Origin of the sequence: Clostridium tetani, assembly GCF_900167265.1 — a bacterium.
Taxonomy (GTDB): domain Bacteria; phylum Bacillota; class Clostridia; order Clostridiales; family Clostridiaceae; genus Clostridium_G; species Clostridium_G tetani.
In genome coordinates, this window is record NZ_FUWT01000012.1 from 53693 (window position 1) to 78193 (window position 24501).

Here is a 24501-nt window from a genome sequence, read left to right on the forward strand (position 1 = left end):
GTAATATAATGTTTTCTTTTATCTAATGGCTCAATATATAAACTTGAATAAATAAATTTATTTATGTACAATATAAAAGATAACTAATCATTTTATTTTTGAGGATGTGACCTTATGAATCTTGAATATCTTCAATCATTTTACATAGCAGTTAAATACAATAGCATATCAAAAGCTGCCCAATTTCTTCACCTTACTCAACCAGGACTCAGTGGACAACTTAAAAGTTTAGAAAATGAGTTAGGTGTAAGCCTTCTAACTAGAAGTAATAAAGGAGTGGAATTAACAGAGGAAGGTAAAGTTGTATTTAACTATGCAGATACTCTTTTGTCTATTCAAGGAAATATAAAAAGAGATTTGGTAAACTTACATAAAGATAAACCTAAATTATTGATTGGTTCATGTAAAAGTGTAGGTGAATATGCGCTTCCTTGCAGTATTTTTACTTTTAAAGATCATCATGATGAAATAGATATACACATGGAAGTAGCCAATTCTACTGAAGTAATTGAAAAGCTTCAGGATCATACCATCAATATAGGTATTATCCAGTATGATCCAAAAGTTGACGATATAATTACAGAATTTATAGTCTCCGATGAGCTATTTTTAGTTGGAAATATTGAAAATTCTCCTAAAAAAATTTCCTTAGAGGAACTAAAAGATATTCCTTTAATTTTACGTGAAAATTCATCTGGAACACGACATATAGTCAAAGATGCACTAAAAGAAAAAGGTATTTCTGTTGAAGATTTAAATGTTATTTATGATTTAAATTCTCCTGAATCCATTAAATCTTCTATTCTTGCAGGTAAAGGCTTTTCTTTTTTACCCAAATTAGCAATTGAGCAAGAAATAAAAAATCAACGCATTAAAGCAGTTTCTATAGACAATTTAAATATTTCTTTTGATTATTATGTAGCTTATAGGAAAAATTATGATTTTACAGAATACGAGCAAATGTTTGTAGATTTTATTCTCTCCAACAAAAGAGGTTTTTGTTAAAAAACCTCTTTTGTTATATAAAGTATTTCGTTAAAATCTTAACCCCTACCCATGTGCCTAACATAGCAAAGACTCCAAAAATCCAAGCATGTAAAGAAAAAGATGGTATTCCACTAAAAAAAGCTCCAATATTGCATCCAACTGCAAGCCTCGTACCATATCCCATCATCACTCCACCTATAAGAGCCATGATAAATTGCTTTTTACTTTTTATTCTTTTCCATTTAAATTGAGAAACTAATAAAGTTGCAATTAAAGATCCTATAAGCACACCTAAGTTTAAAATTGTATATTGATTAATAAACACATTTTCATATAAAATTACTGGTTGATAATAGGATTTAAAATACTTAAAATACTCCCAATTTAACGGTTCTAATCCAAACCATTGTAAAATACCAATTCCCCATAATAAAAATCCGCTAGTTATCTGCCAACTAATTCTAATTGTACCTAGTAAAATTACATTCATCAATCCTAGTAAAATTCCTGCTACCCAATAAGGACAAGGTCTCTTAAGATATTTTTTTATAGACTCCATCCTATTTGTCCCTATTTTTCTATTGATTTTTGGATATATACTTCCCACTCTCCTTCTTCTAGTTCAACGACTTTTACTGGATATTTATGCTGGAATGCCCACTTTTTTATGTCAACTCCTACACAACTATGGTCAGAATGTAAAATTAAGATATCTCCTGCTTCCATTGTTTTAAATTCTTTTATTGCACGAAGTATGGGAATAGGACATACTTCACTTAAACAATTTAGTTTTCTTACTGCCATGTAAACTCCCCCATTATATATCTTCCTGCGACTTATTTTCATACCATAGAGCTAGTCTATATAAAATTATTAATACTATTATTTGGGTAAAAACAACATACTTCAAATCCATATATTCAGAGAAATAAATAGTCTTTGCATTTTTGATAAATCGATGATACCAAAAAGAATAATCTCTTGCTCCTAATAAAGTTCCAATTATAAAACCTAGGAGAACAACTAAATGTAATGCATGTCCTTCACCGATTCTCATTAATACCCCTGAAGCACATCCACCTGCAAAAACCATTCCTATACCAAATATAAAAGCTCCAATCATAACGTGAATTCCTACAGAACTAACAGCTCCTGGAATTAAATCATAATTAATAACTTTATCGTAGGTATACCCAGATTGAATCACAGCAAAACCAATGGTACTCACCATCATTGCTAATATCATCCCTCTTAGAAGTGCTGTATTTCTAGAGATAAAAGGATCTCTAAATGCTGCTGCAAAACAAAATCGTGAGTACCTTAAAATAATTCCAATAATGACTCCTGCACCTAAACATATAGCATATTTATACTGGTTCGGAAATAGTATGCAACACAATATTAATATAATAAAAGAAATTATTACCCCATGGGGTGTCTGATTCTTTTTCTTATTTAGTTTTCCCTGGCGCTCTTCAATTAATTTATCCATTTCATTTTGCAATATAATATCATTCCTCTAAATTAAATCTATATTTTGTATTCATAATTATATACTATAAATCTTTAATAAATCAATTACAGATAAAGGTAAAACCCTCAATATACAAAAGTCACATAAAATAACTAGATGTTCCAACTATTAATTTGTTTGATGTACATCCATTTAGCAAACAGATAATATGCTATTTGTAAAACTAAATATATTCCTGCAATGAATATAAAATATTTTGTATATAAAAGTCCTACAGATTTTACAGCAAAAGCGGCATGGAGGGTTGCAACTGTAAGTGGTAAGAAAAACATTGTAAAACTTTGAATACTAACCACCTTTTTTATTTCTTCTTGTGTAACCCCTATCTTTTTTAATCCTATAAAATCTTGCTTATCTTTCTGAACTTCATTAAACATTTTGAAATATAATATACTTCCTGTTGCAATAAAGAATATAATCGCAATAAAGGTTCCTATAAATAAAAGTACAGATAAAAGTTGCATTACGCTTGCCATACTTATTACCCTTTCAGTAAAGAAAATTTCTTGACCTTTTGTAACTGCATTTTTTATTTCAGTTACTGCATTAGCAGCTTTTAAATTATGTTTAATGTTATATCCATAATAAATACATTTATTACCATTTGAAACCTTTCCCCACAAGTTTTTAAAATCACTGTTATTAACAATTACAGTATTAGTATTTTTTATATCTGCATTTATAATTCCACCTTTTAAATTACCTAGTATATTAAAGCTACTTACTTCACCTTCAATATTTAGATTTAAAATCTTTTGATGCTTAAAAGGAAGTTCTGTTTTCATATTAGCTATATTACTATTGAAATCATAGGTATATACTACCACTTCTCCATTTTTTAAAGTTAAAGGTTTTCTGTTATACTGCTTTGCAAGCTCATTAAAGCTATTTTGAGACATTATGTTAAAATCATCTTTGTTTATTTTTATATAAGGCTCTTTCTTATTTTCTTTTACCGTATCATTATTTTTTGCTTTTATTAATTCTATTTTATTTTTATATTTTATATCAAATTTATGCTTTTTCAATATTTCTTCAATTTTTCTATCAGCTATAACTTTATGAGAATTTATATTCTGCTCTATAACTCCTATATCCTGTGGACAATTTTCTTCCATTGAAGATAAACTTACCTTTTGCAGAGAATAAACTGATATAGCTGATGCAAGAGTAATTCCACTAAGTATTGAAGTAATAAATAGTACCTTTGCATTATCTTTTAATTTATATATAATTTGAGATAAGGTTATTAGATTTGTTCCTTTATAATAAATCCCCTTATTATTTTGAAGCCTATTTGTAAAAAATACACTAAATTGAGAAAACAAAAGCTTAGTTCCTATTATTACAACTATAAGTATGGGAATCATTGTAGCTATAATAGCTGTTCCAGAAAATACGCCTACAATATACCCAGAAACTATAAGTACTATTCCAAGTATTGATTTTATTTTAGAAAACTTTGGTGTCATTTTAGGTATTCTCTCACCTTTTAATAATTCTGCAATATTATTATTTTTTATTTTAAAACTTGTAATAAAACTTATAAGATTAAGTACTATTAAAAAACTTAATATTGTTATTTTTATAGCTTTATTTGATATTAAAAATGGAATTTCTGAATTTAAATCTAAAATTACAGATACAGCCATAAAGAATAATTTTGAAAACAAAATTCCAAAGAACAATCCTGTTATAATAGAAACAATTGAAATTGTTATATTTTCAAACATAACATATCTTCTTATTTGACCTTTGGTTAGTCCAAACATTGATAAAAGTCCAAATTCTTTTTCTCTAGACTTTAAAAAAGTAGTTATTGAGTAATTTGAAAATATAAAAGTAAAAATTATTATTACAAACTCACACAAATACATTAATCTACCGGCAACTTCACTTATGGTCTTGTTACTAATACTTCCACTACTGACACCTGGATTATATATAAAATTAGCAAATATAAAAAATATAGTTACAACTATTACATTGCTAAGATAATACATAGCATATTTATTTAAATTTCCTTTAATATTTTTAATAGCTATATTATTAATTGTCATTTTAACCCTCCTACAGTGTATAATTATTTGATCTACTTCCTAAAAGTGAAAGAGAATCCATAATTTCTTTAAAAAATGTTTGCCTGTTTCCTCCATTCACAATTTCTAAAAAGTATTTTCCATCCTTAATCATAATTATCCTTTTACAAAAACTTGCAGAAAAAGGATCATGGGTAACCATCATTATAGTAGCTTCTTTTTTGCTATTTAGGTTTGTTAAAGTCTCCATAACATCTTGGGAAGCTTTAGAATCAAGATTTCCTGTAGGCTCATCTGCCAAAATTATAGAAGGATTATGAATAAGTGCTCTAGCACAGGCAGCTCTTTGCTGTTGCCCTCCTGAAATTTCATAGGGTTTTTTATTTAAAATATCTTTAATATTTAAAAGGCTTGCAATATCTTCCACTCTCTTTTCTATTTCTCTTACTTTAACCTTCTCTAAAACAAGTGGCAATATTATATTTTCTTTAATAGATAAGGAGTCTAATAGATTAAAATCTTGAAATATAAATCCAAGTTCTTTTCTTCTAAAGAGAGCAATATTTTTCTCATTTAATTTTGTAGGATTTGTACCATTTATAAAAAGCTCTCCTGATGAAGGAGTATCTATAGTTGCCATTATATTTAATAATGTTGTTTTACCACTGCCAGATGGCCCCATTACTCCAACAAATTCACCTTTTTTAATTTCTAAACTAAATCTATCTAGAGCTTTAAATACTGGTCCTCCCTTTTTTCCGCCATATATTTTTGTTATATTTTCAACTTTTAAAACTGACATAATAAAACCTCCTGCTTCATATATTCTTCCAATACTATATCTTTATTATAAAAAAAATAGAGAAATCTTTGTATTGATTTCTCTTTCATTTTGGATATTAATATTACAATTTTGAAAGGTTATAATTTAAATATATTTTTACTTTTATAGAAAGCTATATAAAAACTTGCTCCTTTTCCTTCTTCTGATTCGACATATACTTCATTCCCAAGCTCTTCACAAATACGTTTTGATAAGTACATTCCCATACCTGTAGACTCAGAAGTTTTTCTACCATTTTTACCTGTAAAGAAAGCATTAAATACTCGACCTAAATCTTCTTTTGGTATACCAATCCCATTATCTTCAATACTTACAACTATTTTTGTAGTATCTTCTTTTATGTTAAAGTTTATAGTTTTTTTATCTTTTTCTGTTGCAGCTGTATATTTTATTGCATTAATAACAATTTGATTTATAACAAAGTATATCCACTTTTTATCCGTTTGAACAATTGCAGTTTCACCTGATATCTTTGGAAATATCTTATGCCTAATAAGTAATTTTTTATTGTCATTTATTACTTTTCTTAAAATCAATAGTATATCTATATCTTCCACATTAAAATCATGATTAAATTCATTTATTCTTGCATTATACAACATAATATTAAGCCCCTGTGATATTTTTTCATTTTCTTCACCAATACTATCAAGAATTTCATTAAATTCAGATATATCTTCTTCCTGTAATATTAAATCAATTACAGATACAGGTGTTTTCATTTGATGTACCCATTGATTAATAAAATCTAAGTAATGCTTTTGAATATCTTTATATTTATAAACTTTATCTTCATAGGATTTATATAACTTTTTTAATATTTGCGTAAAAAGTTTTTGTTCTATAGTTCTAACTTCTCCTATATTTATAATGTTCTCTATAATATTTTCAGAATTTAAAATTTCATAAAGTTGCTTGTAAAATGCCCTTACTTTTGAATATTCATATACCAAAAATATAATAAGTATAACTATTGAAACAAAATATGCATATAATATATTTGTTATGGGAAAATCTATTACTTTTATAAATAAGGTCAAATGCATTGTTAATATAACGAAAGATATACTTATTAGATAAACTATTATATAAGCTATTCTATCTTTTAAAAAGTCTATAAAATTCACTTTATTCACCCACTCTTTGATCTACCAATTATTAATAAGTATATATCCTTGACCACGTTTTGTCTCTATAGCATTAGTAATACCTATTTCTTCTAGCCTCTTTCTAAGTCTTGTAACATTAACAGAAAGAGTATTATCATCAATAAAATCAATATCACTCCAAAGAATTCCAAGCAAAGTATCCCTTGAAACAATTTTATTTATGTTTTTTAAAAGATGCAATAAAAGGGAAAATTCATTTTTACTAAGTTCAGTTTTTTTACCTTTATACTCCAATACATTCTTATTTGTATATAATATCAAATCATCAATTTTTAAAAAATCTGTATCACCTTTAGCATAGCTACCATATACTCTTCTTAATACACCTTTGATCTTTGCCAATAGCACATCATAAGAAAATGGCTTTGTTATAAAGTCATCTCCTCCATTATCTATTGCCATAACTTGGTCCATATCTGAATCTCTAGATGATATAAATATTATGGGTACTTTAGAATGACTTCTTATATGGCTACACCAATAAAATCCATCAAAGAAAGGAAGATTTATATCCATTAAAACAAGGTCTGGCTTATGTTCTAAAAATTCATCTTTTATATTTGAAAAGTCTTTAATTAAAAATGTTTTATATCCATATCGTTCTAAGTGATTTTTTATAAGTTTAGCCATTTTCTTGTCATCTTCTATAATCATAATACTATACAAATTTATCACTACCTTTAAATATTTATATATTAATTTTACAATACTTAATATTTATTACAATATATTATAGATACAAAATAAATAAAACCCACCAAAAATCTATGGCAGGTATAATTTTTACTTAAAAAATTTTCTTGCTTTTTCTTTAAAGGTTTTATTCGTACAATCTTTTTGACACATTTCTAACAATTGCTTTGCAATATTTTCATTTCGATTACCATAATCAGTAATCACATCTTCTGCACCTGTTATTGCCACCATTATCTTCGTTTCATACTCACCAATTTCTGTTAATTTAATATAATATGGAACATATCCTCCACCATGATTTATAAATGACACTACATTTACTCCTCCAAAAGATGAAGTAACACCAAAGTAAATTTTAACTCTATGTCCTTCTATAGTTCTTAAATCTTCTGTATGCTCAATCTCCCAACGAAGACCTTTTAAATTGGATTTTAGTCGTTTTTCAATGTCTTTTAAAGATTCATATATGGTAATTTCCATGATTTTAGACATCTTCATTTATATTCACCACTCTTGAAATTTTTATCTTGGCTACATTTTAACACAATTATACTAATTGTTCATTAAATTCATATTTTTAATTTTTTATTTAATCTATATTTTTATAAATTTTATATAGTAAAATCATATTCTAAGAATAATTTTTACGAGGAATTTATTGACGTAAAATAGGTAAAACCCACAAATTTTTTGTTTGAATTTACTTATATTTAAAAATATCTCTAGTTACGCAATACTTAACTACTGATTTATATTTTTAGCTTCTTACCAGTTTTCTTATGAAAGTATCCCATGTTTCTAATTTTGTTTTAAACTTACTATCTATTTCATAATTATGTCTAAGTTTGCTTTCTTCATAATCGTCACCTGTTCTTCCACCTATTATAACTGAATATATATTTATATCTTTATCAGGATCAACATATAAATTATTTATTGCACCTCTAAAAGAGTTAAACACTATTTCTCCATTCTCTGCTTTTCTTCTTACATCATGTATATTTTTCCTAAAAAACTCATAATTTCTATATATAAACCCTAATCTAGTTTTGATTTGATGATCAGCTTCACTAACTTTTTCATTGAATTTTTCTTTATTCTTGTTAACTAAATCAAAATCTGCTCCTTTAATTTCAATAAGATATACATCCATTCTTGATCTTCCCGTTAGAACCAGATAATCTACATACCCATCATCTATAGGAAACTCAGAAAAACAAATATACTCATCTTTAGGACAAGCATATATTTCAGCAAAAATAGATAGATCTGACTTAAGTAGCTGTGAAATAGTTTGCTCTTTAGCTCCACTTTCAATAATCTTGATAAGTTCGCTTTTACTTATTTTATTTTCTTCAATTTCAAGTTTTCTTTTAATAATATCTGGACTTTCCTGACAACAAAAATCATTTCTCGGATTAACAGCATATATAATTCTGCCAATTTCTGAAAGTAACCTTTTATTCTTTTTAGTTAAATCAGATAACTCCTTATCATCACAATCTAATAATTCTTTTAATTTTTCTTTTGTTATAGGATACCAGCTAGGACTCCCATTGTCATGAAATTCTACAATATCAAAACTTGCATTACTAAACTTTTCTTTCTCATAATGTTCTATAAAAATTGATTTTTCATTAACTAGTCCTTTTTGTATCAATAATAACCTTATCTTTTCTATTGAATTTGTTACTGACTCAGATGGATTTAAGTTACCTATATCAGTTATTAATGTGATTATTTTATTGTCCCCTACAAAAATTCTTATCCGACATAAACCATCACGGTTTGAAACTGTGCTAGTTGAAAATTTGAATATAAAATCTGATATCTTCATATATTTCCCCCAATATTAAAGTCCGTTCTATTAAGTTAATATGAACATTGCTCTTCTTCCCATAAGGAAATACAATAAGTTTGACTAAAAACAATTATCCCCCTAGAAAAGGAGAGAAGAACAATGAACAAAACTAAAATTAAGTGTCCTCGCTGCCATAGTGACAAACTATATAAGTTTGGATTTGACAAGCAGGCTAATCAAAAATATCAATGTCAAAAATGTAGGCCTCAATTTACACATGATTCCGTCAATACACAAGTACATTCTAAATATCCTAAATGTCCAAGATGTGGCAAAGCAACTTATCTTCATCACGAATACAAATATTATAATCGCTACAAATGTAGTAATAGAAAATGTAATCACATAATAGTTAAAAATCATACTACCTGTATTGATAGCTCATCTAGTGATTTAGTTACTGGTTCTCTTAATATGAAAGGAATGCGCTTTCCACTTCATATTATATTAACTGCGCTAACCTTATATTTTCTAAATAACTCTTCAACTAGAGCTATCTCTAGATTTTTAAAGATGAACTCAAATATTAAGGTTTCACATGTTACTATTGCTAACTGGACTAATAGTTTTGCACCATTTTTTAAAAATAAAGCTGAAAGCTTCAAAGAATCGTTAGATCTTCAGTCTGACGACTGGCATGCTGATGAAACTGTCGTTTTTATAAATGGTGAAAGATATTATCTTTGGTTAGCTATAGATTCTGAAACTAGATTTATACTGGCATTTCATCTAACTAAATCCAGGGAATCTGATTCTGCTTTTTCATTAATAAATAACGCATCTACTTATGATGCACCTGAGAACTTTATAACCGATAGGTTGCCATCATACACTCAAGCTACTGCTACCTTATTAAAAAATACTACGCATATACCAGTAGCTCCTATGCCTAGTGACATTAGTAATAATTTAATTGAATCATTTAATAAAACTTTTAAAACATGGTATAAAGCTAAAAAGGGATTCAATTCCTTTGAAAAAGCTAATAACTTAGTATACTTGTTTATCCTTCAGTACAATTTCATTCGTCCTCATGGTTCTTTAAATGATTTTACACCAGCAGAAGTAACTGGTTTTAAAACTACTGAATTAGATAAAAATACTTGGTTTACAGCAGTTTAATTTTACTTAATATTTTTAATTAACCTGCAAAAATCAAATTTATTGCAGGCTTGTTTGCTATGCAATAAAATCTTCAAACTTATATAATTTTCAAAGAGCTAGCAATTCTACGAATTTTAAAGATATTTTTTCATATCTACTTAACAGATTCTATATTTTCTTAATATAGATAAGAGGTTCATTATAATAATATATATTTAAAATTACATTATTATACTCTTTTAGTTAATTCTATTATCCAATTAATCCATCTAGTAACTGTTGAAGCTCTCCTTTTATAAGTACTTTTAGCTTGTACATTGTACACTTCTGCATCTTCCATTATCTTAACAATATCTTGTCTATTAGGTATTTCGCTTGTTTTTAAGCATTCATCAAAACATTCTCTGAAAGGTTTATGTTTAAATATTAATTCAACATATTTTAACTGTCTATCTTTATATCTTAATTTAAATAATTTTTTTCCTTCTGACGTTAAAAAAAACTTAATAACTCCATTTTTTCTTTTTTTATCAATTAATCCTAAATATCTTCCTGCATCAGTATAGTAATTTGTCTGCCTTGGATCAAAATCATAATTTACTGTTATTTCTTCCTTACTCATCTCATTTCTACATAATAGCTCACATAAATTAATAACTCTATTAAAATTATCTGCTTGAGGGAAAGAAATTTTAGGCTCATCTAAAACTATTGTATTATTAAATATGTGTATGATATCCGATAATGAAATATCTACCTCTTCAATTATATAGTTTCTTTGTTTTACTAATTTTAAAGAATTATAATTTTGAACATCCTCAAAACTATATTCATAAAAACTATATATACCATTTGAATATACCATAAATACTGGCTTTACTTTTTTTTCTACCTTGCTGCTCCATAGTCTATATGGATAATATAACTGTCTTATAATAAAATCATCAGATATAGAATTTTTTGCTTCAATTAAAATTAGCGTTTCAATTCCCTCATAGCCACCATCAATCTCTATCTGTGAGTTTTTAATTTCAATTTGCATCTTATTATTTATACCTGTGTTTTTAATTTCAAAATTAAATTCATCCGAACTCATTCTTCCACTCACAGTTGGAACTAACTCTTCATCCTCTACAAAGTCATGTATTATTCCTGATACATAGGCACAATTAATAGCCATAGCTTCACTAGTTATATTTTCATAATCTATACTGGTGATATATTCCGGAAATTGTACTTTAACAATTTCCGGATTTATATTTTCAAATTTAGTATATGCTTCAAATTTAGATATTACATACTTGCCTCTTGTAATAGGTAGTATTGATAATTTATTATCTGCAAATATTTTAGGCAAATTCACCTTATGGTCAAACTTAGTCATTAACCTAGCTTCTCTTACTTCGTTAATTTCTTTTGCTGATATTTCAAATTTTCCATTCTTATCAATCTCAGAAATTATATTATACTTATTGAATAGGGTTTCCCATGCAACATCATTTTTATTCTTACTCATAATTTCTCACCAATACTTCATCTACCGCCCCTCTAGAATTACCATTTGAATTTATAGTTCGTTTAGCTTTGACTACTTTTATATTATAATCTTTATATAGTTCTTTAATAAAATCTGTTGCAGAATTTGATAATAAAAATTTTACTCCTTTTTTGTCTAACTTATCACATAAATTTTTTAACCTTATTTGTTCTGCCCTGTTAAATCCACCTTTATCATATCCCGTAAAATTAGCACTACTAGAAACTGGATCATACGGTGGATCTAAATACACAAAAGCACCTTTTCTTATTCTCTTTAAACTCTGTTCAAAATCGCCATTCAAAATTTTTATATTTGCTTTATTAAAATACTTATTTACAGCTCTAAGCGTTACTTCATCAACTATATTAGGATTTTTATATTTACCAAATGGAGAATTAAATTCTCCTGCTTTATTAACCCTAAATAATCCATTAAAACAAGTTTTATTTAAATAAATTATTCTCGATGCCTTTTCAACATTAGTTAATTTTTCATACTCCTCTTTACTTCTATCAATCTCTCTAATTCTATAAAAATATTCTGATGTATTTTCATGTTTTCTCAAATCTTCTATTAATGATTCTACATCGTATTTAATTATATTGTATAAATTTATTAATTCACCATTAACATCATTAATAACAGCTTTGTTAGGTTGTAATTCAAATAATACTGCTCCTCCACCTATAAATGGCTCATAATATGCAGTATATGTTTTTGGCAATACCTTCTTTATCTCACCCATCAACTGTCTTTTTCCACCTACCCATTTCAATACAGGTGCTGCTAATATTATTTTATTCTTTTTCATATTATTCCTCCAAAGTATTATATATTTAAGTATACATCAAATTCTCTGAACAGAACACATGTTTTTTTAAATTATCCTTTAAAATTTAATATTACGTACAAATAACCTTTGAAAAAATCAAAGGCTATCTAAATATTAGTAAATTTACTCACATATTCTTCTTCATTTTGTTATTGAATAACTGGTACAAGACTTAAACTTTCTATTTTTACTATATTGAAATTTATTTAGCATTTTATAACGTATTCTACATAATTTTTTTCATAAAATGATATATATTATAAATATATATTTAATTATATTATACATTATTTTTAAATACATATTATTTTGACTCATATATTCTAAACTTATACATAGGTAAAAACCCTCGACTAAACTAATTAATCGAGGGTTTCATTGGTGGAGGCGAGGGGACATGCTATTCCACTATTTCTAATGGCACTGACTATATATTGCACTTAAAAATTATAGGTTTTAAGTGCCTTGGCGTGTTATAGAAGCTATATTATAGTTTCAAACTTCTATCCTAGTATTTCTTACTTAAGAAAGCTTTATTTCTTAAGGTTAGAAACCTATGAGTCGATACACGGCTGTTGGGTTTCCCCACATACCACTCGGTATTGCCGACGTCTTCACGTTTCGGTTTCACCGATAAAGCCAAGTTTTCACTTATGAATCACTTCATAAGGCGACTCTTATGAATCGAACCCCTGTCCGAAAGCAGTAACCCCTGAGCATCTCCGAGTGCAGTTTACCTTTTAACATTCCCTCCTCTAGACACCGATAAACAGGTTTCTAGATTCAGTAGCTTCATAAGTTCCGTTCTCTACTCAAAGCTTTGTAGAGCTCGGTTCCCCACTAATTGACGCCCTATCTTAGGTCGTGGGACTCCCAAGTAGGACGAGCTGCACTAATTAGGCAGCTAAAACGAAATTATCGTCTGCGTTTATAATTTTTCCCAGTTTTTTAACGCGGGCCCAGGACCCCTCGACTCGCTTCTCAGGAGCAACTTGCCCCCGTCGAAACCATTTACGCCCCCATGCTATATTGCACAGGACGATAATATTTAATTTTAAGGTCTATATTATATGATATAACAACTTAAACAATTTAGCAATAGTAAATTAATACCTACTTCTATCTTTTAATTCTCTTTCAATATCGCGTTTAGCTGCTTTTTCTATTAAATCTTGTCTTTTATCATAGTTCTTTTTACCTTTAGCTACAGCTAAATTTACTTTAACTCTACCATTTTTAAGATATAATGATAATGGTATTAAAGTATATCCTTGTTGAGTAGTATAGGCTGTTAGCTTTAAAATTTGCATTTTATGTAGTAATAATTTTCTATCCCTTAATGGATCTTTATTGAAAATATTACCCTGTTCATAAGGACTTACATGCATATTCCTAAGAAAAACTTCTCCATTTCTTATTTCTGCATAACTATCCTTTAAATTGGCTTTGCCTTCCCTTATAGATTTTACTTCTGTACCAACTAACTCTATTCCTGCTTCATAAGCTTCTTCTACAAAGTAATCATGTCTTGCTTTTCTATTTTCTGCAAGAGTTTTATTGCTTCTACCTTTGACCATACCAACACCTACTTCAAATATTATGTTTCCCTGTGTTATATAATTATATAATACTTTATATTCCTAGTCAAAGAACTTTATAGCTTTAACTATTTAATTGGCTATTCATAAATCCATTTAAGGCTTCTTCTACAAAAGCCCAGGCTCTTCTACTAAATATTACATTAGGATTATTTACATTATTCTTTAGATTAGTCACTACCCCATGATTAATAAAATCAGTTAATACTAATACCATATCTGCCCTCTCTGCCTTATTAGAAATTCTAACCTTCCTATCACTACTTTTTCTCCCGCTTATATGTTCTATTTTATTAAATCCTCTTTTTTCCAACTCATCTCTTATTTTTCCTAATTTGTCTCCCCCAATTACCAATGCACTCATATCTCAATCCCCCTTAATAAGTTTAATTTTTATTTATGGTATTGATAATCATTATCATTAATAGTATATAATATTGTTTTTATTTAGTCAATATTTATAAGAATACTTTTTTTTCCATTAATAATGAAAACCCATGTGTTAATTATTAACACATGGGTTTTCATTGGTTTAAGAAATTTTACTAAAGAATTCCTTCCATTGCTATTCACCATTACTTATTCACTAAATAAAAAACTGTATAATATTTTTTATTTTTTGTCTTCACTTTCTAATAATTCAAAGTAAATTTCATAACTGTCTAAATCTACTTTTTCAACTTTTATCTTAACTTCATCACCTAATCTATACATTTTTTTAGTTTTTTCTCCTACTAATCTTAACCCTCTTTCATCGTAAACATAATAATCATCTAAAAGAGTGCTTATGTGTATAAGACCTTCTACAGTATTAGGCAATTCCACAAATAATCCAAATGCAGTTACTGAAGATATTATTCCATTATAAACCTCTCCTATTCTTTCACTCATATATTCAGCTTTCTTTAAATCATCTACTTCTCTTTCTGCCTCTTCTGCAAGTCTTTCCATTTCTGATGATTGTATGGAAGCAGAGCTTACTTCCCCTTCTAATTTTTTAACTCTCTTTTCTGATATACCATTTTTGATATATTCTTTTATAATTCTGTGTATTATAAGATCTGGATACCTTCTTATAGGTGATGTAAAGTGACAATAATATCTTGCTGCTAATCCAAAGTGTCCTATACATTCTGGAGAATATTTTGCCTGCTTTAAAGAACGTAATAATAATGTATTTATTACTACTTCTTCCTTTTTACCCCTTACCTTTTCTACCACTTGTTGTAAGGACTTAGGATGAACTTCTTTAGAGTATTTTATTGTATATCCTAAATTATAAACAAATTCATTAAAATGCTGAAGTTTTTCTAGATCTGGTTCTTCGTGTATTCTATAAACAAAAGGAATATTGGACCAGAACATATACTCCGCTATTGTTTCATTACAAACTAACATGAATTCCTCTATCATCCTATTTGCTATTTCTCTTTCGTAAGGTTTAATATCTACTGGTTTTCCATCTTCATCTAATATTATTTTACATTCCTCAAAGTCAAAATCTATAGCGCCTCTATTTATTCTCTTCTTATAGAGTACTTTACAAAGTTCTTCCATTGATTTAAAATTTTCCATTAAATAATCATACTTTTTAATGAGCTCTTGGTCATTATCTTTAAGTATTTTATTCACATCAGTATAAGTCATTCTTTCAGAAGAATTTATTACACTTTCTGCCACTTTATGAGCTATTACTTTACCAGTTTTATCGATCTCCATAAAACAACTTAAAGTCAATCTATCAACTTTAGGATTTAAGCTACATATACCATTAGATAATTCCTTTGGAAGCATAGGTATAACCCTATCTACTAGATATACAGAAGTTCCTCTTTTTAAAGCTTCTTTATCTAATGGATTCTTTTCTTTAACATAATGAGATACATCTGCAATATGTACTCCAAGATAGAAGTTTCCATTAGGTAATTTTTCAATAGAAATGGCATCATCTAAATCTTTTGCATCTTCTCCGTCGATAGTTATAATCTTTATATCTCTTAAATCTAGCCTATTTTTATATTCTTCTTCATTTATTTCATTAGGAACTCCATCTAAATAACTTTGGACTTTTTGAGGAAATTCTTCTGGTAAATTATATTTTTTAATTATAGTTAAAATGTCTATGCCCTTTTCTCCCTTTTTACCAAGTATCTCCACTATCTTTCCTTCAGGACTTCTTCTTTTTTCGGGCCATTTAGTTATTTCAGCAATTACAATATCGCCTGAATGAGCACCTGCTACATTTCCTTTTGGTATGTATATATCTTGATATATTCTCTTCTCATCTGGCACTACAAAACCAAAATTTTTGCTATCTTCAAAGGTACCTATTATGGTTTTATTTGCTCTGTTTAATATCCTTATTACTTCTCCTTCGGATTTTTTACCTTCCCTCACCTCTTTAAAAGTTTTTACTACAACCTTATCTCCATTCATTGCACCATTTAAACCTGATGCAGGAATAAATACATCTTGTATATCATCTTCTGGTATTAAAAATGCATACCCTCTTTGATGACCTTGAATTTTACCTACTATTAATCCCATTCTTTCAGGAACACCATAATATTCTGTTCTAGTTTTTACTACTAAGCCGTCCTTTTCCATATAATCTAAAACTTTTTTAAAGTCTTCTATTTCATCACCTTTTATATTAAAAACTTTAGCTAATTCTTTTAAATTCATGGGTTTGTAAGCTTGTTCTTTCATAAACTCAATAAGAGTTTCTTGTATCTTCATAATTTTTTCCTCCCCACTTATATTTTCTAATTCTTTATATAGTTATTTTTAGTTTATCTAATAAAAATATTCATTTCTATCTACTTCTTTTCCAATATTTAAATAAAATACTATATTAATATTGTTTGTTAGTCAAGAATGTAAAAAACCCTAGGGATATTTATTTTATCCTAGGGTTTTTAAATAAATAACTATTTAATTAAGTTTAATAATATTCCACCATATTGTAAAACGACTGGTGCAAATACTAATGAAACTATTGTCATAAGTTTTATTAATATATTCATTGAAGGTCCTGAAGTATCTTTAAATGGGTCACCAACAGTGTCTCCAACTACAGCTGCTTTATGAGCTTCACTTCCTTTTCCACCATGAGCTCCACCTTCAATATATTTTTTAGCATTATCCCATGCTCCACCAGCATTAGACATAAGTATACCTACAAGAACTCCACTCACAAGTGCCCCTGCTAGTAGTCCACCAAGGGCTTCTTTACCTAATAAGAGCCCCATTGCTACTGGTACTACTATTGCTAATACACCTGGAAGAATCATTTCTCTTATTGCTGCCGCTGTAGAAATATCTACACATTTCTTATAGTCTGGTGTAGCTTTTCCTTCCATTATTCCTGGTATAGTTTTAAATTGTCTTCTAACCTCTTCTATCATTTCATTTGCAGCCTTACCAACTGATTCCATTGTTAAAGCACCAAATAAGAATGGAAGCATTGCTCCTATAAATAGACCTACTAAAGTTACTGTATTAAGTATGTCTATACTTTCCAATTCAGTAGCTTGTGCATAGGATGCGAATAAAGATAATGCAGTAAGTGCTGCAGAACCTATAGCAAAACCTTTTCCTATAGCCGCAGTAGTATTACCAACTGAGTCAAGTTTGTCGGTGATTTCTCTTACTTCATGAGGTAGTTCTGACATTTCAGCTATTCCACCAGCATTATCTGCAATTGGTCCATATGCGTCAACTGCAACAGTTAATCCTGTAGTTGAAAGCATTCCCACTGCTGCTAAAGATATTCCATACAGTCCCACCATAGCGTTAGATCCTCCGCCCATTACAAAGAAGGAAACTAATACACCTATGGAAATTAAAACTATTGGCCATAATGTAGAGTACATTCCTACTGCAAGACCCGAAATAATTGTAGTAGCTGGTCCTGTTTCTGATTGATTAGCAATCTTTTGTACTGATGAATAAGCATCTGATGTATACATTTCTGTAATTTTACCTATAATCATTCCAACAACTAATCCAGAAGCTACTGCAAAGAAAGCTTTAAGGTTTCCAAATATAGTATTACTTAATATTGCTGCTGATACTATAACTATAATTCCACCTATATAAGTTCCTGTGTTAAGTGCTTTTTGAGGATCCTTTGCTTTACTTTTTCTTGAAAATAATATTCCTATTATAGACGCTACTATTCCTATAGAGCTTAAAATTAAAGGAAACATAACTCCTTCTTTATTTGCGTATACAACTGTTCCAAGTGTTAATGCAGATATAATTGATCCTACATAAGATTCAAAAAGGTCGGCTCCCATACCTGCAACATCTCCAACGTTATCCCCTACGTTGTCAGCTATTACCGCTGGGTTCCTTGGGTCATCTTCTGGTATACCTGCTTCTACTTTACCAACAAGATCTGCTCCAACATCTGCCGCCTTGGTGTATATCCCACCACCAACACGAGCAAATAGTGCAATAGAGCTTGCTCCAAGACCAAAGCCTGTTACAAATTCCATATTACCACCAAATATGTAATACATAATTCCTATACCTACAACCCCTAGTCCTACAACAGACATTCCCATTACTGCTCCACCTGAAAAAGCTATATTTAATGCCTTTCCTTGGCTATGTCTTGCTGCCTCTGCTGTTCTAACATTGGCTTTTGTAGCTACATTCATTCCAAAATATCCTGCAAATATAGAGAATATAGCTCCTAAAATAAAGCATGCCGCTGTTTGCCATCCTACAAAGATAGCTAAAATTACTGTAACAATTACTATAAATCCCGTTAAGTATTTGTATTCTGTTTTCAAGAAAGCCATGGCTCCATCATGAATGTGCCCAGCAATTTCTTGCATTCTTTCATTTCCTGCACTTTCTTTGGAAATGAAACTACTTAGCATGAAAGCAAATATTAATGCTATTACTCCAGCTAAGACTGAATAAACAATAAAACTCTCCATGATCTTATCCCCCTAACCTTTCTTTAATTTAATTATTTTATTTTAATTTCATACATTTGTAAAAACATATAAAATTTTCCCAAGATTTAAACTAGGTTTAGAGCTACTATTACTATTGCAAAAGCTATAGCACAGAATATAGTAAGCTTTGACATAGTTGATTCAAAAGTTCTTGTTTTGTTTTTTGAGAAAAAAGTTTCTGTAGCTCCTGTCATTAAACTAAATCCTTGTGTTTTAGCAGGTTGAGCCAATACAGAAATAATCAAAACTATGCCTAGTATAACCTGTAGCGCAATTAAAATATTCTTCATAATATTCCCTCCATATGTATTTGTAAATGATTTTAACTTTTTACAATTTTAACACATTATATTTTATCATAATATTTAACTTATAACAATGGAACTGAATAATTTATATTTGAATTTAACACAAAATTCGGAGAAATATTATCTTAATTATTAACATTTCCCCGAATTTTATTCAATTTAATATTTTTTTACTTTTTAATATTATAGAAAGCTTTTAATCCTCTGTATTCTCCCATTTCTCCTAACTCATCTTCAATTCTTAATAATTGATTGTATTTAGCAACCCTTTCACTTCTTGCTGGTGCACCAGTCTTTATTTGACCTGCATTTACAGCTACAACTAAGTCTGCTATAGTTGTATCTTCAGTTTCTCCTGATCTATGTGAAACTACCGCAGTATATCCTGCTCTTTCAGCCATTTCTATAGCATTTAAAGTTTCAGTTAAAGTTCCTATTTGGTTTAGCTTAATAAGAATTGAATTTGCTACTCCTCTTTCAATTCCCATAGTTAACCTATCAGTATTAGTTACAAATAGATCATCTCCTACTAACTGAATTTTTGTTCCTAATCTTTCAGTTATAAGTCTCCAACCTTCCCAATCTTCTTCTGCCATACCATCTTCTATGGATATGATTGGATATTTAGCTACTAAATTAGCATAATAATCTACCATTTCTTGTGGAGTAAGAACTTTTCCCTCTCCCTTTAAATTGTATTTTCCATCTTCAAATATTTCTGAAGACGCTGGGTCTAATGCAATAAATATTTCTACTCCTGGTTTATATCCAGCTTTTTCTATAGCTTCTACTATAACTTGAATAGCTTCTTCATTAGAATTTAGATTTGGAGCAAATCCACCTTCATCGCCTACACCTGTATCATATCCTTTAGCTTTTAATAAAGATTTTAAGCTATGATATACTTCTGAACACATTCTTAAAGCTTCACTAAAACTTGATGCTCCTGCAGGCATTATCATAAATTCTTGAAGATCTACATTGTTGTCTGCATGCTCTCCTCCATTTATTATGTTCATCATTGGAACTGGTAATACCTTTGCATTTACTCCTCCAATATATTGATATAGGCTTAATCCTAAATATTCTGCTGCAGCTTTTGCACATGCTAGAGATACTCCAAGCATAGCATTAGCTCCTAATTTACCTTTATTATCTGTTCCATCTAATTCTATCATTGTTTTGTCTATTGCAATTTGATCTAAAACATTCATACCAACTAATTCTTCTGCAATTATAGTGTTTACATTTTCTATTGCCTTTAAAACACCTTTTCCATTATATACTGATTTATCACCATCTCTTAATTCAACAGCTTCAAAAATCCCTGTTGATGCTCCTGATGGTACAGCTGCTCTTCCTGTAGTTCCATCTTCTAGGATTACATCTACCTCAACTGTTGGATTTGATCTTGAATCAAGTACTTGTCTTGCTGATACATCGATAATTTCAATATAATTTTTCATAATTTATATATCCTCCCTTTACTTTCCTTCTATTAAGTTTCTTCCAGTCATTTCTTCTGGTATTTTGACACCCATTTCTGTAAGCATAGTTGGTGCTATGTCTGCCAATATACCCTCTGATTTTAATCTTTTATCCTTTGCATCTTTACTTACATATACAAAGGGAACTTCATTTGTAGTATGGGCTGTCATAGGTTTTCCTGTGGAGTAATCTATCATTTGTTCAGAATTTCCATGATCTGCAGTTATAAATACAGTACCTTCTTTTTCTAAAATCTTATCTGATATTTCTCCTACACATTTATCTACTACTTCTATGGCAGTTTTAGCTGCATCAAATACACCTGTGTGTCCTACCATATCTGGATTAGCAAAGTTTAATATTATCATATCGTATTTATTAGATTCTATTCTATTTATAACTTCATCTTTAACTTCAAAAGCACTCATTTCTGGCTTCAAGTCATATGTGGCTACTTTAGGGGAAGGTATTAAAGCTCTATCCTCACCTTTATTAGGTGTTTCTACTCCTCCGTTAAAAAAGAAAGTTACATGGGCATATTTCTCTGTTTCTGCAATTCTTAACTGATTTAATCCTAAACTACTTACATACTCACCTAAAGTATTCTTATAACTTTGTGGTTTATATGCTATTCTTACATTCTCAATGGTCTTATCATATTGAGTCATAGTTATAAAATTGAGCTTTAATCTTTTTCTCTCAAACCCATCAAAATCCTTATCATTTAAAGCTCTAGTTATTTGTCTTGCCCTATCTGGTCTAAAGTTAAAAAATATTATAGAATCTTCATCTTTAATGGTACCTGTTGGCTTCCCATCTTTTAATATCACTGTTGGCAACACAAATTCATCTGTTGTATTATCTTTATAAGACTTTTCTATAGCTTCAACAGCAGAATTTGACAATTCACCAGTACCATATACCAAAGCATTATATGCAAGCTCTACTCTTTCCCATCTCTTATCTCTATCCATAGCATAGTATCTACCTGCTAATGTTGCAATCTGACCTACACTAAGTTCTTTCATATAGTTCTCAATGTTTATTATATATTCCTTAGCACTAGATGGTGGAACATCTCTTCCATCTAGAAAAGCATGAACATATACTCTGTTTAATCCTTTATCTTTAGCTAATTTTAGAATAGCTTTTAAATGATCTATATGAGAATGAACTCCTCCATCAGATAACAATCCTAGTAAATGAAGAGAAGAATTATTTTTTATAGCTTCGTCTATGGCATAATTTATCTCAGTATTTTCAAAAAACACTCCATCATTTATGTCTTTTGTTATTCTAGTTAATTCTTGATATATTACTCTTCCTGACCCAATGTTTAAATGACCCACTTCTGAATTGCCCATTTGTCCTTCAGGGAGTCCAACATTTAATCCACTAGCTTTTAATTGGGTATGAGGATACTCTCTTAATAACTTATCAAAATTTGGCTTATTTGCCATCTTTACTGCATTTCCATCTTCATGATTTGTTATGCCAAAACCGTCTAAAATCATAAGCATTACTGGTTTTTTATTCATAGTCTTCCCCCTATTTGTAGTTTACTATAGCTGAGAAGTCATTTGCTTTAAGACTTGCTCCTCCTACTAAAGCTCCGTCTATATCTGACATAGACATTTGTTCTTTTATAGTTGAAGGTTTTACTGAACCACCATATTGTATTCTTAGGCTTTCTGCCACTTTGTCTCCATATAGGCTTTTTACGGTACTTCTTATAAGTGCTATAACTTCATTTGCCTCCTCTGAGGTTGCTGTTTTTCCTGTACCTATAGCCCATATTGGTTCATAAGCTATTACTAGCTTCTCTACTTGTTCTTCTTTTAATTCAAAAAGACCAAGTTTTACTTGTTTTGATACAACTTCTTCGGTTACACCATTTTCTTTTTCATCTAAAGTTTCTCCTACACAAAGTATTGGAATTAAATTGTGTTCAAAGGCTGCTTTAAGCTTTTTGTTAACTGTTTGGTCAGTTTCTTTAAAATATTGTCTTCTTTCACTATGACCTATTATTACATAATCTATATTTAACTTTTCAAGCATTAGGGGAGATACCTCTCCTGTAAAAGCTCCTTTCTCTTCGAAATACATATTCTGAGCTCCAACTTTTATATTTGTTCCTTCTGTAATTTCTCTAATCTTTGGAAGGCATATAAAAGGTGGACAAACTACTACTTCACATTCTGCTTCTTTAACTTTCGGAATTAATTCCTCAACTAATTTCACTGATTCATCTATAGTATTATGCATTTTCCAGTTTCCTGCTATTATTGCTTTACGCAATCCATACACCCCTTTCAATCTTTCAAAAACCTATTTATCGTTAAGTGCTGCTATTCCTGGAAGCTCTTTTCCTTCTAAAAATTCTAATGAAGCTCCTCCACCTGTAGATATATGGGTCATTTTATCCCCAAATCCAAGTTGATTTACAGCCGCAGCACTATCTCCTCCACCTATTATGGTTGTAGCTTGTGATTCAGCCATGGCCTTCGCTACTTCTATAGTACCTTTTGCAAATTTTTCAAATTCAAATACACCCATAGGTCCATTCCAAACTACAGTCTTAGCGCTTTGAACCTCTTGTGAATAAAGTTTTGAAGTTTTAGGTCCTATATCAAGTCCCATATATCCTTCTTTAATATTTTGATCTTCTGTTATAATAGCTTCTGCATCTTCTGCAAATTTTTCAGCTGCTACATTATCTACAGGTAGAAGTAATTTTACTCCCTTTTCTTTTGCCTTTTCTATCATTTCTTTTGCATAATCTATTTTGTCTTCTTCTAAAAGAGAGCTTCCTATTGTGTACCCTTGAGCCTTTTGGAAAGTATAGCTCATTCCTCCACCTATAATTAGAGTATCAACTTTTTCTAATAAATTATTTATTACATTTATTTTATCAGATACTTTAGCTCCTCCAAGAATTGATATAAAAGGTCTTTGTGGATTTTCAACAGCATTACCTAAAAACTTTAATTCTTTTTGGATTAAGTATCCACATACTGATGTTGCAACAAATTCTGTTACTCCAACTGTAGAGCAATGTGCTCTATGTGCTGTTCCAAAAGCATCATTTACAAATATATCTGCAAGAGATGCTAATTCTTTTGAAAAGGTTTCTTCATTCTTAGTTTCTTCTTTTCTATATCTTGTATTTTGTAATAGGATTACATCTCCATCTTTCATATTTTCTACTGCTTTTTTAGCATTTTCTCCAACTACTTCATTATCTGCTGGAAATAAAACTTCCTTATTTAAAAGCTCAGATAATCTTTTAGCTACTGGTGCTAGAGATAATTCCTGTTTAGGCTCTCCTTTTGGTTTACCAAGGTGAGAACATAAAATAACTTTACCGCCCTTTTCCATAATATATTTAATAGTTGGTAGTGCTCCCATTAATCTATTTTCATCTGTTATTTTTCCATCTTTTAAAGGTACATTAAAATCACATCTTACTAAAACTTTTCTTCCTTTAACATCAATGTCTTCAATGGTTTTTTTATTAAATGCCACATA

Annotated in this window: 22 protein-coding genes and 1 other RNA gene; 2 read left to right on the forward strand and 21 right to left on the reverse strand. The window is 29.3% G+C overall.

Going from position 1 to position 24501, the window contains the following annotated elements:
* Positions 1–114: 114 nt before the first annotated feature.
* Positions 115–1005: a LysR family transcriptional regulator gene (locus B5D21_RS09865; RefSeq protein ID WP_011098705.1), complete on the forward strand. Its 891-nt coding sequence runs from the start codon at positions 115–117 to the stop codon at positions 1003–1005.
* 13 nt (positions 1006–1018) lie between these two features.
* Here the strand turns inward: B5D21_RS09865 and B5D21_RS09870 are convergent, their stop codons facing one another.
* The 9 genes from B5D21_RS09870 to B5D21_RS09910 form a co-directional block, all read right to left on the reverse strand.
* Entirely contained in the window at positions 1019–1546 is a 528-nt protein-coding gene (locus tag B5D21_RS09870) for a YeeE/YedE thiosulfate transporter family protein (RefSeq protein ID WP_035111196.1), read from the reverse strand.
* Positions 1547–1557: 11 nt separating this feature from the next.
* The gene (locus B5D21_RS09875) at positions 1558–1791 is read right to left on the reverse strand and encodes a sulfurtransferase TusA family protein (RefSeq protein ID WP_023437235.1); all 234 of its coding nucleotides are present in this window, start codon (positions 1789–1791) and stop codon (positions 1558–1560) included.
* Between the two features lie 13 nt (positions 1792–1804).
* Complete coding sequence (locus tag B5D21_RS09880) at positions 1805–2491, reverse strand: YeeE/YedE thiosulfate transporter family protein (RefSeq protein ID WP_011098703.1); 687 nt, start codon at positions 2489–2491, stop codon at positions 1805–1807.
* Positions 2492–2613: 122 nt separating this feature from the next.
* Positions 2614–4581, reverse strand: a complete 1968-nt coding sequence (locus tag B5D21_RS09885) for an FtsX-like permease family protein (protein ID WP_011098702.1) — start codon at positions 4579–4581, stop codon at positions 2614–2616.
* 10 nt (positions 4582–4591) lie between these two features.
* Positions 4592–5362, reverse strand: coding sequence for an ABC transporter ATP-binding protein (locus B5D21_RS09890; RefSeq protein WP_011098701.1), 771 nt, complete (start codon positions 5360–5362; stop codon positions 4592–4594).
* Between the two features lie 119 nt (positions 5363–5481).
* Positions 5482–6531: a sensor histidine kinase gene (locus tag B5D21_RS09895; protein WP_035124505.1), complete on the reverse strand. Its 1050-nt coding sequence runs from the start codon at positions 6529–6531 to the stop codon at positions 5482–5484.
* A 21-nt stretch (positions 6532–6552) separates the two neighbouring features.
* Positions 6553–7227 carry a response regulator transcription factor gene (locus tag B5D21_RS09900; RefSeq protein ID WP_414646495.1) on the reverse strand — a complete coding sequence of 225 codons (675 nt, stop codon included), beginning with the start codon at positions 7225–7227 and terminating at the stop codon, positions 6553–6555.
* Between the two features lie 129 nt (positions 7228–7356).
* Positions 7357–7761 carry a hypothetical protein gene (locus B5D21_RS09905; RefSeq protein ID WP_242942728.1) on the reverse strand — a complete coding sequence of 135 codons (405 nt, stop codon included), beginning with the start codon at positions 7759–7761 and terminating at the stop codon, positions 7357–7359.
* Between the two features lie 265 nt (positions 7762–8026).
* Positions 8027–9106 (reverse strand): Shedu immune nuclease family protein, encoded by a 1080-nt coding sequence (locus tag B5D21_RS09910; RefSeq protein ID WP_011098697.1) that lies wholly within the window; start codon positions 9104–9106, stop codon positions 8027–8029.
* A gap of 123 nt (positions 9107–9229) precedes the next feature.
* Between B5D21_RS09910 and B5D21_RS09915 the strand changes: the two genes are divergently transcribed.
* Positions 9230–10252, forward strand: a complete 1023-nt coding sequence (locus tag B5D21_RS09915; RefSeq protein ID WP_011098696.1) for an IS6-like element ISClte3 family transposase — start codon at positions 9230–9232, stop codon at positions 10250–10252.
* A 211-nt stretch (positions 10253–10463) separates the two neighbouring features.
* On the opposite strand, the gene B5D21_RS09920 is transcribed toward B5D21_RS09915, so the two are convergent.
* The 12 genes from B5D21_RS09920 to B5D21_RS09975 all read right to left on the reverse strand — a co-directional run bounded on the left by B5D21_RS09920 (position 10464) and on the right by B5D21_RS09975 (position 24498).
* Positions 10464–11750 (reverse strand): type II restriction enzyme, encoded by a 1287-nt coding sequence (locus B5D21_RS09920; protein WP_011098695.1) that lies wholly within the window; start codon positions 11748–11750, stop codon positions 10464–10466.
* Positions 11743–12585, reverse strand: a complete 843-nt coding sequence (locus B5D21_RS09925; RefSeq protein WP_011098694.1) for a DNA adenine methylase — start codon at positions 12583–12585, stop codon at positions 11743–11745. The genes B5D21_RS09920 and B5D21_RS09925 overlap by 8 nt, the downstream gene beginning before the upstream one ends.
* A 701-nt stretch (positions 12586–13286) precedes the next feature.
* Positions 13287–13618: a transfer-messenger RNA gene (gene ssrA, locus B5D21_RS09930) on the reverse strand.
* Positions 13619–13712: 94 nt separating this feature from the next.
* A complete protein-coding gene (gene smpB, locus B5D21_RS09935) occupies positions 13713–14183 on the reverse strand; it encodes an SsrA-binding protein SmpB (RefSeq protein WP_011098693.1) in 471 nt (156 codons plus the stop codon).
* An 85-nt stretch (positions 14184–14268) separates the two neighbouring features.
* A complete protein-coding gene (locus B5D21_RS09940) occupies positions 14269–14568 on the reverse strand; it encodes a DUF2325 domain-containing protein (protein ID WP_035111029.1) in 300 nt (99 codons plus the stop codon).
* A gap of 248 nt (positions 14569–14816) precedes the next feature.
* The gene (gene rnr, locus B5D21_RS09945) at positions 14817–16943 is read right to left on the reverse strand and encodes a ribonuclease R (protein WP_011098692.1); all 2127 of its coding nucleotides are present in this window, start codon (positions 16941–16943) and stop codon (positions 14817–14819) included.
* Positions 16944–17134: 191 nt separating this feature from the next.
* Positions 17135–19156, reverse strand: coding sequence for a sodium-translocating pyrophosphatase (locus tag B5D21_RS09950; protein ID WP_011098691.1), 2022 nt, complete (start codon positions 19154–19156; stop codon positions 17135–17137).
* 86 nt (positions 19157–19242) lie between these two features.
* Positions 19243–19467 (reverse strand): preprotein translocase subunit SecG, encoded by a 225-nt coding sequence (secG, locus tag B5D21_RS09955; protein WP_035111025.1) that lies wholly within the window; start codon positions 19465–19467, stop codon positions 19243–19245.
* A gap of 188 nt (positions 19468–19655) precedes the next feature.
* On the reverse strand, positions 19656–20951 hold the full coding sequence (eno, locus tag B5D21_RS09960; protein WP_011098690.1) for a phosphopyruvate hydratase: 1296 nt from the start codon (positions 20949–20951) through the stop codon (positions 19656–19658).
* An 18-nt stretch (positions 20952–20969) separates the two neighbouring features.
* Positions 20970–22511: a 2,3-bisphosphoglycerate-independent phosphoglycerate mutase gene (gene gpmI / locus B5D21_RS09965; protein WP_011098689.1), complete on the reverse strand. Its 1542-nt coding sequence runs from the start codon at positions 22509–22511 to the stop codon at positions 20970–20972.
* A gap of 10 nt (positions 22512–22521) precedes the next feature.
* A complete protein-coding gene (gene tpiA / locus B5D21_RS09970; RefSeq protein ID WP_035111021.1) occupies positions 22522–23271 on the reverse strand; it encodes a triose-phosphate isomerase in 750 nt (249 codons plus the stop codon).
* A 30-nt stretch (positions 23272–23301) separates the two neighbouring features.
* Entirely contained in the window at positions 23302–24498 is a 1197-nt protein-coding gene (locus tag B5D21_RS09975; RefSeq protein WP_035124499.1) for a phosphoglycerate kinase, read from the reverse strand.
* Positions 24499–24501: the final 3 nt, after the last annotated feature.

Bases quoted from the DNA above. Each gene is read 5' to 3' on its own strand.
- B5D21_RS09865 (WP_011098705.1), top strand. From the start codon at position 115: ATGAATCTTGAATATCTTCAATCATTTTACATAGCAGTTAAATACAAT.
- B5D21_RS09870 (WP_035111196.1), bottom strand. From the start codon at position 1,546: ATGGAGTCTATAAAAAAATATCTTAAGAGACCTTGTCCTTATTGGGTA.
- B5D21_RS09875 (WP_023437235.1), bottom strand. From the start codon at position 1,791: ATGGCAGTAAGAAAACTAAATTGTTTAAGTGAAGTATGTCCTATTCCC.
- B5D21_RS09885 (WP_011098702.1), bottom strand. From the start codon at position 4,581: ATGACAATTAATAATATAGCTATTAAAAATATTAAAGGAAATTTAAAT.
- B5D21_RS09890 (WP_011098701.1), bottom strand. From the start codon at position 5,362: ATGTCAGTTTTAAAAGTTGAAAATATAACAAAAATATATGGCGGAAAA.
- B5D21_RS09900 (WP_414646495.1), bottom strand. From the start codon at position 7,227: ATGATTATAGAAGATGACAAGAAAATGGCTAAACTTATAAAAAATCAC.
- B5D21_RS09905 (WP_242942728.1), bottom strand. From the start codon at position 7,761: ATGTCTAAAATCATGGAAATTACCATATATGAATCTTTAAAAGACATT.
- B5D21_RS09910 (WP_011098697.1), bottom strand. From the start codon at position 9,106: ATGAAGATATCAGATTTTATATTCAAATTTTCAACTAGCACAGTTTCA.
- B5D21_RS09915 (WP_011098696.1), top strand. From the start codon at position 9,230: ATGAACAAAACTAAAATTAAGTGTCCTCGCTGCCATAGTGACAAACTA.
- B5D21_RS09920 (WP_011098695.1), bottom strand. From the start codon at position 11,750: ATGAGTAAGAATAAAAATGATGTTGCATGGGAAACCCTATTCAATAAG.
- B5D21_RS09925 (WP_011098694.1), bottom strand. From the start codon at position 12,585: ATGAAAAAGAATAAAATAATATTAGCAGCACCTGTATTGAAATGGGTA.
- smpB (WP_011098693.1), bottom strand. From the start codon at position 14,183: ATGGTCAAAGGTAGAAGCAATAAAACTCTTGCAGAAAATAGAAAAGCA.
- B5D21_RS09940 (WP_035111029.1), bottom strand. From the start codon at position 14,568: ATGAGTGCATTGGTAATTGGGGGAGACAAATTAGGAAAAATAAGAGAT.
- rnr (WP_011098692.1), bottom strand. From the start codon at position 16,943: ATGAAGATACAAGAAACTCTTATTGAGTTTATGAAAGAACAAGCTTAC.
- B5D21_RS09950 (WP_011098691.1), bottom strand. From the start codon at position 19,156: ATGGAGAGTTTTATTGTTTATTCAGTCTTAGCTGGAGTAATAGCATTA.
- secG (WP_035111025.1), bottom strand. From the start codon at position 19,467: ATGAAGAATATTTTAATTGCGCTACAGGTTATACTAGGCATAGTTTTG.
- eno (WP_011098690.1), bottom strand. From the start codon at position 20,951: ATGAAAAATTATATTGAAATTATCGATGTATCAGCAAGACAAGTACTT.
- gpmI (WP_011098689.1), bottom strand. From the start codon at position 22,511: ATGAATAAAAAACCAGTAATGCTTATGATTTTAGACGGTTTTGGCATA.